This is a genomic window from Bradyrhizobium sp. SZCCHNS1050, from assembly GCF_032484785.1.
GTDB lineage: Bacteria > Pseudomonadota > Alphaproteobacteria > Rhizobiales > Xanthobacteraceae > Bradyrhizobium.
Genome location: NZ_JAUETR010000001.1, coordinates 1,031,050 through 1,049,480 on the forward strand (window position 1 = coordinate 1,031,050; position 18,431 = coordinate 1,049,480).

Annotated in this window: 17 protein-coding genes; 12 read left to right on the top strand and 5 right to left on the bottom strand. The window is 65.0% G+C overall.

The annotated features are described in order from the left end of the window. Positions 1-57: 57 nt before the first annotated feature. The 3 genes from QX094_RS04860 to QX094_RS04870 all read right to left on the bottom strand — a co-directional run bounded on the left by QX094_RS04860 (position 58) and on the right by QX094_RS04870 (position 4,148). Positions 58-1,290, bottom strand: a complete 1,233-nt coding sequence (locus tag QX094_RS04860; RefSeq protein WP_316169855.1) for a branched-chain amino acid ABC transporter substrate-binding protein — start codon at positions 1,288-1,290, stop codon at positions 58-60. A 246-nt stretch (positions 1,291-1,536) separates the two neighbouring features. Further along, a complete protein-coding gene (locus QX094_RS04865; RefSeq protein ID WP_316174305.1) occupies positions 1,537-2,808 on the bottom strand; it encodes a serine hydrolase domain-containing protein in 1,272 nt (423 codons plus the stop codon). A 119-nt stretch (positions 2,809-2,927) separates the two neighbouring features. Then, the gene (locus QX094_RS04870) at positions 2,928-4,148 is read right to left on the bottom strand and encodes an ABC transporter substrate-binding protein (RefSeq protein WP_316174307.1); all 1,221 of its coding nucleotides are present in this window, start codon (positions 4,146-4,148) and stop codon (positions 2,928-2,930) included. A gap of 282 nt (positions 4,149-4,430) precedes the next feature. On the opposite strand from QX094_RS04870, the gene QX094_RS04875 reads away from it, so the two are divergent. After that, a complete protein-coding gene (locus QX094_RS04875) occupies positions 4,431-5,123 on the top strand; it encodes a TetR/AcrR family transcriptional regulator (RefSeq protein WP_315713541.1) in 693 nt (230 codons plus the stop codon). Positions 5,124-5,174: 51 nt separating this feature from the next. After that, on the top strand, positions 5,175-7,220 hold the full coding sequence (locus QX094_RS04880; protein ID WP_316188195.1) for an acetoacetate--CoA ligase: 2,046 nt from the start codon (positions 5,175-5,177) through the stop codon (positions 7,218-7,220). A 21-nt stretch (positions 7,221-7,241) separates the two neighbouring features. Here QX094_RS04880 and QX094_RS04885 read toward each other — a convergent pair whose 3' ends face one another. Together QX094_RS04885 and QX094_RS04890 are read right to left on the bottom strand one after the other, a co-directional pair. After that, positions 7,242-8,147: a ribonuclease Z gene (locus QX094_RS04885; RefSeq protein ID WP_316174309.1), complete on the bottom strand. Its 906-nt coding sequence runs from the start codon at positions 8,145-8,147 to the stop codon at positions 7,242-7,244. Beyond that, positions 8,147-8,383, bottom strand: a complete 237-nt coding sequence (locus tag QX094_RS04890) for a hypothetical protein (RefSeq protein WP_316174310.1) — start codon at positions 8,381-8,383, stop codon at positions 8,147-8,149. The genes QX094_RS04885 and QX094_RS04890 overlap by 1 nt, the downstream gene beginning before the upstream one ends. Here QX094_RS04890 and dinB point away from each other — a divergent pair. The 10 genes from dinB (at position 8,382) to QX094_RS04940 (ending at position 18,428) form a co-directional block, all read left to right on the top strand. Further along, on the top strand, positions 8,382-9,488 hold the full coding sequence (dinB, locus tag QX094_RS04895) for a DNA polymerase IV (protein WP_316174311.1): 1,107 nt from the start codon (positions 8,382-8,384) through the stop codon (positions 9,486-9,488). The genes QX094_RS04890 and dinB overlap by 2 nt on opposite strands. Positions 9,489-9,653: 165 nt before the next feature. Continuing rightward, positions 9,654-10,475 carry a sulfurtransferase/chromate resistance protein gene (locus QX094_RS04900; protein ID WP_315825333.1) on the top strand — a complete coding sequence of 274 codons (822 nt, stop codon included), beginning with the start codon at positions 9,654-9,656 and terminating at the stop codon, positions 10,473-10,475. Next, positions 10,472-11,863, top strand: coding sequence for a chromate efflux transporter (gene chrA, locus QX094_RS04905; RefSeq protein ID WP_316174312.1), 1,392 nt, complete (start codon positions 10,472-10,474; stop codon positions 11,861-11,863). The genes QX094_RS04900 and chrA overlap by 4 nt, the downstream gene beginning before the upstream one ends. 51 nt (positions 11,864-11,914) lie before the next feature. After that, positions 11,915-12,829, top strand: a complete 915-nt coding sequence (locus QX094_RS04910; protein ID WP_316174313.1) for a DUF1259 domain-containing protein — start codon at positions 11,915-11,917, stop codon at positions 12,827-12,829. Between the two features lie 260 nt (positions 12,830-13,089). Further along, the gene (locus QX094_RS04915) at positions 13,090-13,758 is read left to right on the top strand and encodes a Crp/Fnr family transcriptional regulator (protein ID WP_316174377.1); all 669 of its coding nucleotides are present in this window, start codon (positions 13,090-13,092) and stop codon (positions 13,756-13,758) included. 88 nt (positions 13,759-13,846) lie between these two features. Further along, positions 13,847-14,050, top strand: a complete 204-nt coding sequence (locus QX094_RS04920; protein ID WP_315752337.1) for a DUF2892 domain-containing protein — start codon at positions 13,847-13,849, stop codon at positions 14,048-14,050. Positions 14,051-14,120: 70 nt separating this feature from the next. Beyond that, positions 14,121-15,008 (top strand): MBL fold metallo-hydrolase, encoded by an 888-nt coding sequence (locus QX094_RS04925; RefSeq protein ID WP_316174314.1) that lies wholly within the window; start codon positions 14,121-14,123, stop codon positions 15,006-15,008. Between the two features lie 151 nt (positions 15,009-15,159). Then, entirely contained in the window at positions 15,160-15,501 is a 342-nt protein-coding gene (locus tag QX094_RS04930) for a hypothetical protein (protein WP_315713550.1), read from the top strand. 177 nt (positions 15,502-15,678) lie between these two features. Next, complete coding sequence (locus QX094_RS04935) at positions 15,679-17,793, top strand: protein-disulfide reductase DsbD family protein (protein WP_316174315.1); 2,115 nt, start codon at positions 15,679-15,681, stop codon at positions 17,791-17,793. Then, positions 17,790-18,428: a DsbA family protein gene (locus QX094_RS04940; protein ID WP_316174316.1), complete on the top strand. Its 639-nt coding sequence runs from the start codon at positions 17,790-17,792 to the stop codon at positions 18,426-18,428. The genes QX094_RS04935 and QX094_RS04940 overlap by 4 nt, the downstream gene beginning before the upstream one ends. Positions 18,429-18,431 lie beyond the last annotated feature (3 nt).

Here is an 18,431-nt window from a genome sequence, read left to right on the forward strand (position 1 = left end):
CAGGGCCGACGCCGCTTCCCGCACGGTGAGGACGTGCGGGAAGCCAGCGCGGATCGGTTACGGCCGCGCCATCTTGCACGTCGTCGACACCATGGCCTGGGGCGTATCGACCCTGGAGACCAGGTGCCATCCCCAGCCGGTGTTCTCCTCGTCGAACGGCTCGTTCGCCGCGAGCTTGCCGAAGGACGAGACGTAGATCGGCTGCAAGAACTGGTGATCATCCTTGCGCATGAAGCCGGTGCCGCCATCCAGCACCTCGAGCTTGAGGTCCTCGAGCGCGGCCGCGACCTTCACCGGATCGATGGAGTTGGCCTTCTCGGCCGCCGCCTTGAACATGCGCATCTCGTTGACCGCCCGCGGATACCACAGCGACATGTTGACCTTGGCGCGGAACGCCTTCTCGTAGTCCATCGCAGCCTGATGGCCCGAATTGGCGAAGCCTTCGGTGAGCTGGAAGACCTGATGATCCAGGCCCGTCTGCTTGATGGCGGTCGGGCCGCCGGCGCCGCCCGCATAGTAGGTGTACCAGTTGACCTTCAGGCCGGCATCCGCGGCGGCCTTGAGCAGCAGCGCGATGTCCTGGCCCCAATTGCCGGTGATGACGCTGTCGGCGCCGGACGCCTTGATCTTCGCAATGTAGGGCGAGAAGTCCGTGATCTTCAGCAGCGGATGCAGCTCGTCGCCGACGATCTGGACGTCGGGTCGCTTCGCCGCCAGCATCTTGCGCGCATCGCTGCGGACCGACTGGCCGAACGAATAGTCCTGATTGATCAGATACACCTTCTTGATGGAAGGGATGTCCTTCATGTAGTTGGTGAGCGCCTCCATCTTGATGTCCGAGCTGGCGTCCCAGCGGAAATGCCAGTAGCTGCATTTCTCGTTGGTCATGCTCGGATCGACGGCGGCATAGTTGAAGTACAGCACTTCCTTGCCGGGGTTGCGCGTGTTGTGCTTGTTGACGAAATCCTCCAGCGCGAGCCCGACGGATGATCCGTTGCCTTGCGTGATGTAGCGGACGCCGGCGTCGATCGCCTTCTGGGCCTGGATCAGGCTCTCTTGCGGATTGGTCTTATTGTCGAACGGCACGATCTCGACCTTGTGGCCGAGAATGCCGCCCTTGGCGTTGAGCTCGTCGGCCAGGTATTGGAACGTCTTCAGGCCACCCTCGCCGATGCTGGCGCCGCCGCCGGACAGCGGATCGATATAGCCGATCTTGACGGTGTCTTCGGCCTGCGCGGCATGACCGAGCATCGGGACGATCAGGGCAATGGCTAAAGTTAACTTGCGCATAGTCTTGTTTCCTCGCTGGCTGTCGACTTCAGTCGATCGATACGCATGATCGCGCAATTTGAAGAAGCACTGAGCAGAATAACGGCCGGATGACAAGCTCGGCATGACGTGAACGCCAGTTGCAGCTCCGGCAATGTGGAGGACAGGCCGCCCGCCGCCGATCGGACGTTTCATTCGGCGGAATGTTGGCGTCCACATATTGGACGAACCCGCCGGGCACCCGGGGGGTGACAAGCGCTGCCCCGTTCATGTCGCTTGTTCCGCAAGCTGGGACAGCGCGGCGTAGGTTCCACGCTGATAGACAGGAAGAGCACGGCGGCCGGCAGCACCGCGCCCAGTGGCAATCGTGGCCCCTGTTCCCGCCGAGACCGGCACGTGATGCTGAATCAGATAGATCATGATCAGGTCATTGACGGGATCGGCCTGCCACCAGGTGCCGAAGATGCCCGGCCAGGTGATCGTGCCCGGTGCGCCACAGGCATAGGGATTGCCGGCGGCATCCTCGACGATCGCAAGCCCTAGCCCAAATCCGCAGGTCTGCCACAGCGGCATGCCGGCGAAGGGAATCTGGCGCTGCGCGTCAATCAGCCGGTTGGTGCGCATCAGGTTGACGGTTTCGGGCCGCAACAGCCTGACGCCGTCCAGCTCGCCGCCTCCGAGCAGCATGCGCGCGAACCGATGATAATCGGGCGCGGACGAGATCAGCCCGCCGCCGCCCGGCGTATAGGACGGCGGCTCGTCATACATGACCGGCTCGACCTTCGCGAGCCGCCCCGCCGTCTCGTCATGTCCGTACAGGCTCGCCAGACGATCTCGCTTGGCGTGCGGCAACCAGAAATCGCTGTCGACCATGCCGAGCGGCGCGAAGATGCGCTCCTGTAGCACCTGCCGAAGCGGCCTGCCTGCGACCCGGCCGATCAGGAAGCCGAGCACGTCGGTCGAATGACCGTAGTGGAAGCAGTCGCCGGGCTGATACGCCAGCGGCAGCGTGCCGAGCGCCGCGAGCCATTCGTCGGGCGTCGACCGGTTCATCGCGGGATCACCGAGCGTGCGCTCATAGGCGACCTTCAACGGGCCTTCCGAGAAGAACGCGTAGGCGATGCCCGAGCGGTGCGTGAGCAGATCCTCGATGGTGATCGCGCGCCGGGCGGGCACGGTCTCGTCAAGCGGGCCGGCGGCGTCACGCAGGACCCGCAGATCGGCGAGCTCTGGAATCCAGCGGGAAATCGGGTCCGCCAAGGCGATCCTGCCTTCCTCGACCAGCATCATCGCCGCCACCGAGGCGATCGGCTTGGTCATCGACGCGATCCGGAACAACGTATCCGGGCGCATGGGGCTGTTGGTTTCGACGTCGCGCCAGCCGATCGTCTCGGCATGAACGATCTCGCCGCCGCGCGAGGTGAGAGACACGATGCCTGCGAGCTCGCCGCGATCGACGAATTCGGCGAGTGCCGGGCCGATCGCTGCAAGCGCCGCAGGATCGAAGCCCCGACGGCGGCGGACGGCTTCACTGGTCATGAGCGGCGCTCCGACGGACAGAGTTCAGTTTTCGGCGCCGGCCGGCGCGGGTGACGGAGAGACAGCAGGGCATCCTGGCGCGCAAGCGACGCTCGGTCAGGCCATGGCCGATGAGAGGATTAGTCCGCCTTGACGTCGTCGGTCAGAATCGGACCCGATATGATCCAGCGCTGACCGTCGAATTTCATCATCTGGAATTGCTTGCTGATACGGTAGTCATCGGGAGTTGTCGTCACCGACATCCCCGGCAGCCCGAGATCGGGAACGAAGCCCTTGATGCTGGTCGCCTGCTTCATGATGTTGGCGCGCGTCAGCTCGTCGCCGCATTGCCTGAGAATGTGGACGAGCAGGGCCGCCGTCGAGTAGCCATAGGTCGCAAAGCCGCTGTTGGCGTCCTCGCCGGGCGCGTATTTCGCCATGAACGCCTTGTAGCGCTTCATGCCCTCGTCATCGGCCCATTGCGGATCGAGCGGATCCTTGCCGTAGGCGACCGAGATGATGTCCTTGGCATTCTCGAGCCCTGCGGGCACGAGCACCTGACCGACCGCCGTCGCGTTGACCTCCAGGATGTGGACGGGCTTCCAGCCAAGCTCGGCGGCCTTCCTGATCGATTGCGCCGCGAATTTCGGCGTCGACATGTTGTAGAACAGATCGGCACCTGACGCCTTGAGCGTCACCAGCTGGGAATCGATCGTCGGATCGGACAGCTCGTAGGACATCTCTTTCACGATCATGCCGGCCTTGGCGCCGAGCCCGTCCTTCAGCCCCTTGACGTAGTCTTTGCCGAGGTCGTCGTTCTGATACAGGATGCCGATCTTCGCGTTCGGGTGGTTCTCCAGAATGTATCTGGCGTAGATGTGCGCTTCCGACTGGTAGTTCGGGTTGGCGGAGATCGTCCACGGAAAGTTCTTGGGATCGGTGAAGCGGGACGCTCCGCTTCCCGCCAGAAGCTGCGGAACGCCCTTGCCGTTCAGATATTTCTGGACCGCAGCGTTCGGCGGCGTGCCGATGATCTGGAACGTGGTCAGCACCTCGTCGCTTTCGACCAGCTTGCGCACCTGCTCGACGGTCTTCGGCGGGCTGTAGGCGTCGTCATACTGGATGAGGTTGATCTTGCGCCCGTTGACGCCGCCCTGCTCGTTGATCATGCGGATATAGGCCGCTTCCGCCTTGCCGATGGCTCCGAAAGCGGAAGCCGGCCCGCTGAGCGGGTTCGTCTGGCCGATCTTGATCTCGGTGTCGGTGGCGCCGACGTCGTATTTCTTCTGCGCGAACGCCGGGGCTGAAAGCGCCACGCCGAGCATCAGCACGGCAGCCGCCGTCGACTCGATCCGTGTCATGTGTCCTCCCGTGAGCGGCTGATCCATGGCCAGCCGATTGTCTTTGATGATGTTCGCGCACGACGAGACTGGCAGCGCGTTGCCCGCCGCCCGATCGTCGACCGTTCTCCATCAGGTCTCCGAGACCTACCGTCCGGCCGGCCGCCGGTCAAGTTCATTCATTTAGCGCTAAATGAAAATGTTGGAAGCCCGAAGTCCTGCTTGACCGGGCGCGCCCACCCCCTCATCGTCAAACACCAACGGCGCCGTTCCTGTCTGCGCCGATCAGGGACCACGGAGAGCATGCCAGCACAGCCGAAATCCGAGGGACGCCGCACGCGCGCGGAACAGCGCGCGACGACGGTGAAGCTGATCCTCGACACCAGCGAGGAGCTGTTCGCGCAGCTCGGCTATTTCGGCGTGACGATCAAGGATGTGGCCGACAGGATGGGCATCCATCCTGCGCTGATCCATTACTACTTCGAGGGCAAGAGGGCGTTGTTCGATGCCGTGTTCGAACGCCGCATGGAATATGCTGTCACGGTGCGCACGGCCGGGCTGGATGCCTACGAGGCCAAGGTCGGAGATCGTCCGACCGTTGAAGGCGCGCTGCGTGCCTATTATGACGGCGCGTTCGACGTCTACGTCAACGAAGAGGACAACTGGCGACACTTCGGCCGCATCTTCGCGCAGGTCGCCAACGCGCCGGGCTATGGCGTGGAGATGATGGACACCTATCTCGATCCCATGGTGCTGCGTCTCATCGGGCTGCTGCAGAAGGCGTTGCCCGACGCCACGCCTGAGGACCTGTTCTGGAGCTTCCAGTTCACCTCCGGCGCCTACTCGCTGATCCTGTCACGGACCGGCCGGATCGACCGCCTGTCCGGCGGCCTGTGCAAGTCCGACGATTTCGCCGCGGTCCGCGAGCGGTTCGTGACCTTCATGGCCGGGGGCTTCAACGCGCTCTACAAGCGGCGGAAGCAGAAGTCGAAATGAGCGCCTCTTGGCGTCTCCTGGCCGTACCATGCAAACAAGCCGGAACGAATGATGATAGCTCCCTACGTCCCGCAAATGGCTCTCTATCGGCAATGGCTGAGGGACAATCGCGGCCTCCACTTGGAGAACTTCGAGGAGATGCGGCAATGGTCCATCCGCGACCTCGACGGCTTCTGGCGCAGCATCTGGGACTATTATGACCTGCAGTCGCCGACCGCGTTTTCGACCGTCCTGGGCAAGCGCACGATGCCGGGAGCGGTCTGGTTTCCGGGCGCTTCGGTCAACTACGCCCAGCAAGTCTTTCGTCACGTCGAAGCCGCCGATGCGGCGGGCCTGCCTGCGATCATCAGCAGTCACGAGGACGGCAGGCTCACGGAGACGACCTGGCCCGAGCTCCGGCGAAAGGCAGCCGCCCTGGCGCTGCATCTGCGCGAGCAAGGTATAGCGCCCGGCGACCGGGTCGCCGCCTATCTGCCCAATATACCCGAAGCCATCATCGCGTTTCTCGCTTCGGCGAGCATTGGCGCGATCTGGAGCGTCTGCGCGCCCGACATGGCCGCGCCCGCCGTGATCGACCGGTTCAAGCAGATCGAACCCAAGGTGCTGATCGCCTGCGATGCGGTCACCTATGCCGGCCGCCGGCACGATCGCCGCGGTGTCATCGAGGAGCTGCGCCGGTCGTTGCCGACACTCGGCCACGTCATCCTGCACAGTGACGATGCCGGCGCGCCGGTGAGCGGCGGGGTTCGTCTCTCGGACGTTCTGGCAAGAACGAGCCCTGGCGTCGATGCCTTCGAGCCGGAGTGGCTTCCGTTCGAGCATCCGCTCTGGATCGTCTACTCGAGCGGCACCACCGGGCTGCCGAAGCCGATCGTGCATGGTCACGGCGGCATCATCATCGTCACGCTGGCCCTGCTCGGGCTGCACAACGACATCGGCTGCTCCTATCAGCCCAATTCGTTCGGCGAGCGCTATCACTGGTACAGCTCGACCGGCTGGATCATGTGGAACAACCAGGTCGGCGCGCTCCTGAATGGCACCACGTGCTGCGTCTTCGACGGCAGCCCCGCCGGGCCGAAGGATCGTCCGGACTGGACCACGCTGTGGCGATTCGTGGCGAATTCGAAATCCACCTTCTTCGGTGCGGGCGCGGCGTTCTTCGCGAGCTGCGTCAAGGCGGAGATCAACCTGACCGACGCGGGCGATCTGTCCCGTCTGCGTTGCCTCGGGTCCACCGGCTCGCCGCTCAGCGCCGACACGCAGGCCTGGTTCGATCTGCGGTTCGCGGCGCTGTCGCAGGTCAATGGCAGCCGGGCGCAGGCGCAAATGTGGTGGGCCAACATCTCGGGCGGCACCGATTTCGCCGGCGCCTTCATCGGCGGCAACCGCGAATTGCCGCAGGTGCCCGGAACGATGCAGTGCCGCGTGCTCGGAGCAGCGGTCGAGGCCTTCAACGACCAGGGCCAGCCTGTCATCGGCGAGGTCGGAGAGCTCGTCTGCACCGCGCCGATGCCGTCGATGCCGCTGCGGTTCTGGAACGACGCGGGGAATGTCCGCTATCTCGCGAGCTATTTCGACGCCTTCGAGACGCGCGAGGGCGGGCCGGTCTGGCGGCACGGCGACTGGCTAAAGGTCGATCCGGACGGCTCCTGCGTGATCTATGGCCGCAGCGACGCGACCATCAATCGCCACGGGCTGCGCATGGGGACGAGCGAATTGTACTCGGCCATCGAAGCGCTGCCGGAGATCCTGGATTCGCTGGTCGTCGATCTCGAATATCTCGGCCGAGACAGCTACATGCCGCTGTTCGTGGTGCTGCGCGACGGCGTCGCGCTCGATGCGGCGATGAAGCGGAAGATCAACATGGCGGTGGAAGCCAGCCTGTCGCGACGCTTCGTGCCTGACGACATCTTCGCGGTTGCCGAGATTCCGCGCACGCTGTCCGGCAAGAAGCAGGAGCTCCCGATCAAGAAGCTCCTGCTCGGGCAGCCGCTCGACAAGGTCATCAACCGCGATGCGATGGCCAATCCCGATTGCCTCGACTGGTACATCACGTTCGCCCAGAGCCGTTTGCAGAGCGGCTCAGGGGCGACGTAGCAGACGTACCCGAGCGAGCCGCTAGACCACCAGCCGGTCGAAATCGATCGCGACACGGCTTTCAGGAAAGATCTCCCGCGCCTCGGCGAGGATCTCCTCGTCGGGATAGCGGCCGGAGATGTGGTTCAGGACGAGCTGCCTGACGTTGCTGGACGCCGCCAGCCCGGCGGCCTCCGCGGCCGTCAGGTGGCCGTAGTCGCGAGCCATGGCCGAATCGCGCCGGAGGAAGGTCGCCTCGATCACGAGCATGTCCGCGTCGCGGACGTGCTCGTGCAGACCCTCGGTCGTTTCCGCATCGCCGGCGATGACGAGCTTCTTCGCCCCCTGCGGAGGCCCCAGAACATCCTCGGGATCGATGGTTCGGCCGTCCTCCAGCGTGACCGGCCGGCCCTCCGCCAATGCCTTCCGCACGGGCCCATCAGGCACCGCGAGCGCTGCCAAACGGTCCGGCAGCAGATGGCGGCGAACTTGACTTACAAATTCGAAGCCGAAGCTGTCGGTGTCGCGGTGCCGGACGGGAAAGCAGTTGATCATAAACTCGCCGGCGTCGAGAACCTCCCCGCGCCTGAGCGGAACGAGCTCAAGCGAGATCGGCGCGCGGCCCTCGCCCCACAGCCCCGCGAGCATTCGGACCACCACATCGAGCGTCTCGGGGCCGCCGTGGACGCGCATGATGTCAGCGCTCCTGCGCAGCCGCAGGGTGGAAAACAGCCCGGGAATGCCGAGGACATGGTCGAAATGGCCGTGGGTGAGCAGGATCCGATCGAGCCGGCGAAAGCCTGCCCCACTGCGGAGCAGCTGACGCTGGGTCCCCTCGCCGCAATCGACGAGAATGCGATGCCGGCCTGCCCGAACGAGAAGGCCAGGATGATTGCGGTCCGCCGACGGAACGCTCGCCGAGGTCCCCAGGAAAGTGAGCTCGAACATCACAGCTGCTTCAGGCCCATGGTCGCAACGTCGTGAGCGGCTTTGACGGCAGGTCCCGACTGCGTTGCTTCGTCTCGATCACGGTCGGCGATCCCTTTGCTCATGAGCGTGTTTCCGTCGTCGCCGATTGAAGGCCGAGGGAGACCGACGTCGCAACGTCTTTGTAAGGGACGTCGTTGGCAGCCAGCACTTGGCTGTGCAGACTTCATCGCCGCGCTCTGATAGAGCTTGGCCATGCCAAGCTCCGGTCAGGAACAGGATGGCACGCCGACGGCCATTCGCAAGATCATCCACATCGACATGGATGCATTCTACGCGTCGGTCGAGCAGCGGGACAATCCCGAGCTGCGCGGCAAGCCCGTGGCCGTCGGGGGATCGCGCGAGCGCGGCGTGGTGGCAGCCGCAAGCTACGAGGCTCGGGCGTTCGGCGTGCGCTCGGCCATGCCGTCGGTGACGGCAAAGCGCCAGTGCCCGGACCTGATCTTCGTCAAGCCGCGCTTCGAGGTCTACAAGGCCATCAGCCAGCAGATCCGCGCCATCTTCGCCGAGCACACGCCGATCATCGAACCTCTGTCGCTGGACGAGGCCTATCTGGACGTCACCGAGAATCTGCAAGGCATCCAGCTGGCACGCGACATCGCCTTGCAGATCCGGGCCAAGATCAAGGCCGAGACCGGACTCAATGCCTCCGCGGGAATCTCCTACAACAAGTTCCTCGCCAAGCTGGCCTCGGACCATCGCAAGCCCAATGGGCAATACGTCATTTCGCCGGAGATGGGTCCGGCCTTTGTGGAGGGGCTGCCGGTCGGCAGGTTTCATGGCATCGGCCCGGCGACCGCAGCGAAATTCAACGCGCTCGGAATTCACACCGGGCTCGACATCCGCAACCAGACCCTGCCCTTCCTCCAGCAGCATTTCGGCAAGGCTGGCCACCACTACTATTGGATCTCGCGCGGCATCGACAATCGTCCGGTCCGAGCCAATCGCATCCGCAAATCAGTCGGCGCCGAAAACACCTTCTCGACCGACCTGACCGACTTCGAGCCGATGCTGGCGGAGCTGCAGCCGCTGATCGACAAGGTCTGGCAGCATTGCGAAGCCAGCGGCAACAGGGGCCGGACGGTCACGCTGAAGGTCAAGTTCGCGGACTTCGAAATCATCACACGCAGCAGGTCCGTCGCCAACCTGGTCGCGAGCCGGGAGGATCTGGCACGCTTGTCCGTCGCGCTGCTTCAGAGCGAGATGCCCCTGGCCAAGCCGGTGCGGCTCCTCGGCGTCTCGCTGTCATCCTTGCAGCAGCAAGACATCGCGGTGGAAGCCCAGCTGCCCCTGCTGATCTGAGGCGGGTCGACCCCAATGGCGACCGCGGCGGTCCCCCGATCGTTCCAGCACAGGGATGGGTTGACAGCCGAACAATCGAGCGCTTTATTCTGCGGCACGGGGATGTGCGATCTCCCCGCGAGGCGACATGCCCAAGAATCGCGTCCTGGTCACCAAGGGCGCAGCATGTCATCATCATACACCTCGATCTCACCCGAAAAATTGTCTCGACTGATCGGCACGGCGACCTCGCCACGGCTCGTCGACGTGCGTGTCGACGAGGATTTCGCCGCCGACCCACGCCTCATCCCCGGCGCCGTCAGGCGCTCCCATCTCGACGTGCAGCAATGGGCACCGAGCTTCACCGGCCAATCGGTTGTCGTGATCTGCCAGAAAGGCAAGAAGCTGAGCGAAGGCACCGCGGCCTGGCTCCGGTGCAGCAACGTCGCAGCCGAGGTCCTCGAGGGCGGCCACGTCGGCTGGACGGAGTCCCAACTCCCGACCGTGCCGGCCGACAGAATTCCGAGCAGGGACGACCGCGGCCGCACCGTCTGGGTCACGCGATCACGTCCCAAGATCGACCGCATCGCCTGTCCATGGCTGATCCGTCGCTTCGTCGACCCTGCAGCGGTCTTCCTGTTCGTGACGCCGGCCGAAGTCGAAGCCGTCGCCGAGCGTTTCCAAGCCACTCCCTTCGACATCGAGAATGTCTTCTGGAGCCACCGCGGCGAGCTTTGCACCTTCGACGTCATGGTCGAGGAGCTCGGTCTGCGGACACCACCATTGGAACGACTCGCCACGCTGGTGCGGGCCGCGGATACGGCGCGACTTGATCTCTCGCCCGAGGCTCCCGGCCTCCTTGCCGCTTCACTCGGGCTGTCGCGAATGTACGACGACGATCTGGAGCAGTTGAGCGCGGGGCTGCTGCTCTATGATGCCTTCTACCGCTGGTGCCGCGACGCCACGAAGGAGGCGCACAACTGGCCGTCCAGCAAGGTGAAGTCATGACGGACCTCGTAGCATCGCGGAAGCCGGTTGCGGCCGAGCACGCCCATGGCATCTCCTTCAACGACGCGCTTCTCGTGTGGATCCGGGTGGCCTGTCTGAGTTTCGGCGGCCCCGCCGGCCAGATCGCGGTCATGCATCGCATCCTCGTCGAGGAGAAGAACTGGATCTCGGAGAGCCGCTTCCTGCACGCCCTGAACTACTGCATGCTGCTGCCGGGACCCGAGGCGCAGCAGCTTGCGACCTATATCGGCTGGCTGCTGCACCGGACCACCGGCGGCATCGTTGCGGGCACACTTTTCATTCTGCCCGGCATTTTCGCCATCATGGGCCTCAGCTACATCTATGCGGCCTATGGCAATGTCGGCGTCGTCGAAGCCTTGTTCTTCGGCCTCAAGGCGGCCGTGCTGGCGATCGTGATCCAGGCCGTCGTCCGCGTCGGCAAGCGCGCGCTACGCAATCGGATCATGATCGGACTGGCGGCCGCAGCCTTCGTCGCGATCTTCTTCTTCCGCGCGCCGTTTCCGATCATCATCATTGCTGCCGGAGTCATCGGCTTCGTCGCTGCCCGCCTCGGCCGGCCGGAATTCGCAGCCCTCGAACACGGCGGCAAGAACGCCGGTGCGATCGACAGCATGCTCGGCGAAGCCGTGCCGGATCACGTCCGTCCGAACGCTTCGCGCGCGCTGCGCGTGGCGGCCGTCTGGCTCGCGATCTGGCTCGCCCCCGTCTTCGCACTGCTGATCCTGCTCGGGCCGAACGACGTCTTCGGTCAGATCGCTATCTTCTTCAGCAAGATGGCGATGGTGACGTTCGGCGGCGCCTACGCCGTGCTCGCCTACGTCGCGCAACAGGCCGCGGAGTACTATCACTGGGTTGCTCCGCGCGAGATGCTCGACGGCCTCGGCATGGCGGAGACGACTCCCGGTCCCCTGATCATGGTCGTCCAGTTCGTGGGCTTCATGGCCGCGTTCCGCGGGGCGAGCGGGCTGTCTCCCATGCTCGCAGGCACGCTGGGCGGACTGCTGGCGACGTGGGTGACGTTCGCGCCCTGCTTTCTCTGGATCTTCGTCGGCGCGCCCTACATCGAGGCGTTGCGGGGAAACAAGGCGCTCGGCGGCGCGCTCTCGGCCATCACCGCCGCCGTCGTCGGCGTGATTCTCAATCTCTCGATCTGGTTCGCGCTGCACACCCTCTTCCGCGAGACCTTTCCGATCCAGGGATTCGGACTGTCATTCGACGCGCCCCGGCCGATGAGCATCGACCTGCCGGCCGTTGTCCTGTCGGTTGCGGCCGCCACGGCCATTTTCCGCTTCAACCTGGGAATGCTCGTCGTGCTCGCCGCCTCGTGCATCGCGGGCATGCTGATGCGCGTTGCAGGCGTCATCTGAGAGCACGCTGCGACGGAACATGGGGCAGTGCCAGACCAAAAGGAGCGAACGATGAGAAGCACGATCTGGAGTCTGTTGGGCCTCGGCGCCTGCCTCCTCGCACACGGCGCCGGACCGATCGTCTCGACGGCGCGCGCACAGGACATTGATTGGCAGAAGGTCGACGAGACATTGGGCCGGAAGCCGTCCGTGGCGGGAGACGTCCGCCGGTACGGCTTCCCGCGCACCGATCTCGCGGTGACCCTGGACGGCGTAACCATCAGGCCGGCGCTCGCGCTCGGCGGCTGGGTCGCGTTCAAGCCGGCGCATGGCGCCACCATGATCATGGGCGATCTCGTCCTGCTGGAATCAGAGATCAACCCGGTGATGGCGAAGATGATCGCCGGCGGGCTCGAAATCAGCGCCGTGCACAACCATCTGCTCCGCGCGAGCCCAGCAACGTCCTACATGCATGTCGTCGGTCACGGAGATCCGGTCAAACTCGCGTCCGCCATCCGCGACGCCCTCGCCGACAGCAAGACACCGTTGACGGTTGCGGCGTCGCCGACCACGCCGCCACCGGCCATCGATCTCGACACGGCACAGCTCGATCAGATCCTGGCGGTCAAAGGACAGGCCAATGGCGGAGTCTATCAGTTCAGCGTGCCGCGACGCGATCCCATCGTCGAGGGTGGACTATCCTTGTCTCCCGTCGCGGCGATGGGCGTCGCGACGGGCATCAACTTCCAGCCGACCGGCGCAGGCAAGGCCGCCGTCACCGGTGACTTCGTGCTGAGCGGGGAGGAGGTGAACCCCGTGATCCGGACGCTCCGTGCCCACGGCATCGAGGTCACGGCGCTGCATAGTCACATGCTGGACGAACACCCCCGCCTCTTCTTCATGCACTTCTGGGCGAACGATGATGCGATCAAGCTCGCCAAGGGTTTGCGGGCGGCGCTCGACAAGACGGCAAGCACCAAGAGCTAAGAGCAAAGAGCGAGGAAAGGCGCGGTCCGAGAGTATGCGGGCCTTGCTCTGCCGGCAGGTGCGGCAACCTTTTGGTCTGGCCCACCTGCAACGGCCGCGCATGCGTGAGACGCCGATCGGTGGCAAGGCAACGCGCTGCCGGAGTCCATGCGAGCTCTCTCGTCCGAAGATTGGGGACGGGGGCAGATCCCGTCCCTCGACCCACGCGCGATCCTATGGCAAGTCTGGACGACGCCGATGTGGCGCAGCCGGATGTCGTAATGCCGTCGAAGCAGGACTGGACGCTCGCTTTCCCGCCGTTGCGGCAATTGCCGGAGGAGATCTCCGCGCAGTTGCGCGAGGCCAGCCTCATTGTCGAGCTTCCGGAAGGCAGCCGGATCTTCGGCCCCGGCCAGGCGCCGGACTCCTTCCTGCTGCTGCTGGACGGGACCATCCGCGTGCAGCAGACGTCCGAGTCCGGCCGCGAGATCGTGCTCTACCGCGTCCAGGCAGGCGAGAGCTGCGCGCTGACCACGGCCTGCCTGATGGGTTACGAGGAATACCAGGCCGAGGGCATCGCGGAAACCCGGATCCGTGCCGTGGCGATCCCGCGCGCGCTGTTCGACCGGCTGATCGCCAGCTCGCGCGAATTCCGCCAGTTCGTCTTCACCGCGTTCAGCCGCCGTGTCACCAATCTCTTCCGCATCATCGAGGAAGTCGCGTTCGAGCGGATCGATGTGCGGCTCGCGCAGAAGCTTCTGGATCTCGCCGGGGCGAAGCAGCAGATCGCTGCGACGCATCAGGAGCTCGCCAACGAGCTCGGCAGCGCGCGCGAGGTCATCAGCCGGCAGCTCAATGAATTCGCAAGGCGCGGCTGGTTGCGAATGGCTCGCGGAATCGTCGAGATCACCGACAGACCGGCGCTCGTCCAGCTGGCCCAGCATGGCTAGGAACCGGCGTCTCTTGGTGACTTAGTTACATACCCGCGCAATGTCCCGCTCTATCGTCTGCATCATCGCAAGCCAAAGGGAGCGCGACATGACACAGAACATTGGCAAGATCGACCGGCTGCTCAGGATCATCGTCGGACTCGCCATCCTCAGTCTCACGGTCGTAGGGCCGCACACCTTGTGGGGCCTTCTGGGCCTGATCCCGCTCGGCACCGCACTGATCGGCTGGTGCCCGCCCTACGCGATGCTCGGCATCAATACCTGCGGAACGAAGTCCAATCCGACGTCTTAGACCGTTCTGGACGACAAAACGGGGCGTGGGCGGCGATGCCGCCCCAGAGCCAAATCGTGGAGCAGCAGCCATGTCCTATCCAATCGATCTCGGCGTGCAGCCGAAGGTGGCCGGATTCTTCGATCCTGACACCAGCACGATCAGCTACGTGGTGAAGGACCCGTCATCGCCGTCCTGCGCGATCGTCGATCCCGTCCTCGACATCGACTACGCGGCCGGCCGCATCAGCACCCGTTCCGCCGACATGCTGATCGACTACGTGAAGATCAACGGCCTCAGGCCAGAGTGGCTGATCGAAACGCATGCGCATGCGGATCATCTCTCCGCTGCGCCCTACATCCAGGACAAGCTCGGCGGCAAGATCGGCATCGGCGAACATATCCTGACCGTGCAGGAGACCTTCGGCAAGGTCTTCAACGAGGGCACGGAGTTTCGCCGCGACGGCAGCCAGTTCGACCGGCTGTTCAAGGATGGCGACACCTATCAGGTTGGACAGATGACGGCCTTCGTGATGCACACGCCCGGCCATACGCCGGCCTGTGCCACACATGTGATGGGCGATGCCGCTTTCGTCGGCGACACCCTGTTCATGCCCGACGGGGGAACGGCGCGGGCCGACTTTCCAGGCGGCAATGCGCGCACGCTGTTTCGCTCGATCCGGAAGATCCTTGAAACGCTGCCGCGCGAGACCCGGCTGTTCATGTGTCATGACTATGCCCCCAACGACCGCGCGGTGCGCTGGGAAACGACCGTCGGCGAGGAGCGGCTCCACAACATCCACGCGCGAGACGGGATGACCGAGAACGAGTTCGTCGCGCTCCGCGAGGCGCGCGACAAGACGCTCGGCATGCCGCGCCTGATCATTCCATCACTTCAGGTCAACATCCGCGCCGGACATCTGCCTCCCGCGGACGCGACGGGAAAGACATTCCTGAAGGTACCGATCAACGTACTTTGAGAACCACTCGCTTTGCTCACGCGATGCCGGCTTGGCCGCGAGTTCGCGGTGTCACGAAGATGTCAGTTGCCAAGAGCGGCCGGTCTGCGCGACCAGTCCAAGCTGGAGAAGTTGATCCAAGATGAGGCGTGCTGATTTCGAGATGCCAGCGATGACACGCCGCCTGATAGCGGCGCTGATCGTGCTCGTCTTGAGTCTGGCGCCTCTGCTCGGAACGTTCGAGGTTGCAACGGCAGACGCCGGCGCCGGTGCGCACCAATGGTCCCGAACGACCACGAGCGCGCCCAAGCCCTGCAGGAAGGCCGTCGTCCCGGGCATGATCAACACGTGTCCGTTTGCCGCGGCTGGTCTGACCGCCGTCCCGGCGAGCGACAGTGCGGCGGCACAGCCGGTTGCCGCCTCCCGGACGCTGTCCTGGCGCCCCTATGACGAGGCGCTGACAACGCAATGCGACGCGTCCTCGCCCTACCGTCCCCCCTGTCGCCACGCCTGATCCTTCCGTCGTCATCGGCTTACGGGCCGCGTAACGTCGTGACTTGAGCGGACGAATATCCACCATCGATCGTGCGTCGTGCAGGTCGGCTTAAGGTGCCCATTGCCAGGCGCGCCTTGCGCCGGGTCGCGCAGTGCAACTGCCACGCAATGCACGATCAGCGCGCGGGAGATCATCATGTCCATCCGTCATCTTGGCCGGCTCGCATGGCTGCTCGGCCTGCTCCATCTTGCGGCGACGACCGCTGTCGCGGGCGAGTTGCGCCCGCAGGCGAACGTCGACACGCGCCTGCTGGTCGGCGACGTCACGCGAGCAGACGGCGGCCCGGCCGCGGCATGGGCCGGACTGGATGTCAGGCTGGATGCAGGCTGGCACACCTATTGGCGCTCACCCGGCGATGCCGGCGCGCCACCCGAATTCGACTGGACCGGCTCACACAACGTCGCCGATGTCACCGTCGAATGGCCGGTGCCGAGCCGCTTCAGCGAGCAGGATATCGACACGTTCGGCTACGCCGAGCACGTGCTGTTTCCGTTGCGCGTGCGGCTCGAGGATGGAGCGGCGCCCGCACATCTCACGCTGAAAACGGTGCTGTTCGTCTGCTCGGTCATCTGCACCCAGCAGGAGGCCCATCTCGAGGCCGACATCCCCGCCGTCTCGCACCGGCCGAACGATCAGGCGCTGATCGACGAATGGCGGCAGAGCGTCCCCCGCGCGAGTTCGCCCGGGCTCTCCATCACGGCGTTGCGCATCGATCGGCAACCAAAGCCGCATCTGCAGCTCGAGGCGCATGCGACGCCGCCGCTGCACGCGCCCGACGTCTTCCTTGATGGGAACGATGCCGTGTCCGGCGGCCGTCCCCGGGTGAGCCCGATGTCGGACGGCGGCGTACGGATCACCGTGCCGGTGCAAGGCCTCGATCAGGCCGGTCCGGGACAACGCCTGCGGGTCACCCTGGTCGATGGCGACCGATCGATCGAGGCCATGCTTCCGGTGGATGCCGATCAAGCCGCTCGGGCTTCTGCGGGCAAAGAAGCCACACCGGCACCGCTTCCTTCGGCGGCATCGATCTGGGCCATGCTCGGCGCGGCCCTGCTCGGCGGCTTCATCCTCAACTTCATGCCCTGCGTGTTTCCGGTGTTGTCGCTGAAGCTCGTTTCGCTGGTCGATCACGATCCCGCACACGCGCCCTCGCCGCGCCGGGCATTCCTGGCGACGGCGGCCGGCATCGTCGCCTCGTTCGTGACACTTGCCACCGTCCTCTCCGCACTCAAGGCCGCGGGCGCCGAGGTCGGCTGGGGCCTGCAGTTTCAGCAGCCCGCTTTCCTCATCGCGATGATCATCGTGCTCGCGGCATTCGGTGCCAACCTGCTCGGCCTGTTCGAGATCAGCCTGCCGTGGTGGATCGCCGGCCGCCTTGGCAACGCCGCGAGCCACAGGACGATGGCAGGTCATGCCATCAACGGCTTCGTCATGACGCTGCTGGCCACGCCGTGCTCCGCGCCGTTCGTCGGGACCGCCGTCGCTTTTGCGCTGTCGCAGGCCGCACCGCAAATCCTGCTGGTGTTCACCACGCTCGGGCTCGGCATGGCTGCGCCATATCTGTCTCTGGCCGCGGCGCCACGCCTTGCCGCACTATTCCCGCGGCCCGGCCGCTGGATGCTGAAGCTGCGCGTGCTTGCAGCGCTCGCGATGGCGGCGACCGCGCTATGGCTGCTGATCGTGCTCGCCGACATCAGTGGCCCCTCGACTGCGGCCGTCCTCGCCGCTGCGCTGCTCGTCCCCGCTCTGATCATGGCGTCGCTCCGTTTCCCGTTGCGGCGAACGATCGCCGGAGCCGGCCTCGCCGGCACGATCGGACTGGCGCTGATCGCCGCCACCTCCGTCAAGCAGCCGGACGGCGCAAGCCGGCCGGCCGGAATCGCCTGGCAACCGCTGGTGCCCGCCGAGATCACGGCGCATGTGCGGGCCGGTCACACGGTCTTCGTCGACATCGGCGCCAGCTGGTGCGTCACCTGCAAGGTCAACGAGAAGCTCGTGCTCGACAGCACGGCCGTGCGCAGCCGACTCGCGTCGGGTGTCGTTGCCGTCAAGGCGGACTGGACTTCACCCAGCGACGCGATCGCGACCTATCTCCGATCCTTTGGCCGCTATGGCCTGCCGTTCAACATCGTGTTCGGCCCCGGAGCTCCCACCGGCATCCTGCTCCCCGAACTGCTGACGCCGCAGATCGTGCTGGACGCCATCGACACCGCATCGACCATCCCTCATCAGGAGAACGACAAGTCATGACCACGAAAACCTTTGCCGCATCGATCGCCATGCTGCTGCTGTTGACTGCGGCCATCCTGCCGATCCAGGCTCGCGCCGAGGACGACGACACCGACATTCTGAGCGAAGCGCGCATCCTGCACGATCCCGCCATCCCTGCCGTCGGAAACGCCGAGGGCGACATCACGATCGTCGAGTATTTCGACTATCAATGCCCCTATTGCCGCAAGATCAGCCCGGAGCTCGCCAAGGTGGTTCGCGACGACGGTCACGTCCGTCTCGTCTTCAAGGATTGGCCGATCTTCGGCGGCGCCTCGATCTACGCGGCACGCCTCACCCTGGCGGCGAGATATCAGGACAAGTTCGCCGAGGCCCATGAGGCGCTGATCTCGCTCAATGAGAAGCTGTCCGAGGCCAAGGTCGATGCGGCGCTCAGCGGTGCCGGAATCGACCTCGCCCGCGCCAAGGCCGACCTCGCGGCCAAGCACGCCGACATCGACGCCGTGCTCGCGCGCAATCACGAGCAGGCCACGGGCCTCGGCTTCCGCGGCACGCCGGCCTTCATCATCGGCCATTTCCGCATCCCCGGCGTCCCCAATGCACAGGCTTTCAAGCAGGCCATTGCGGATGCCCGCGCTGCTGCATCCGCCAAGTGAGCA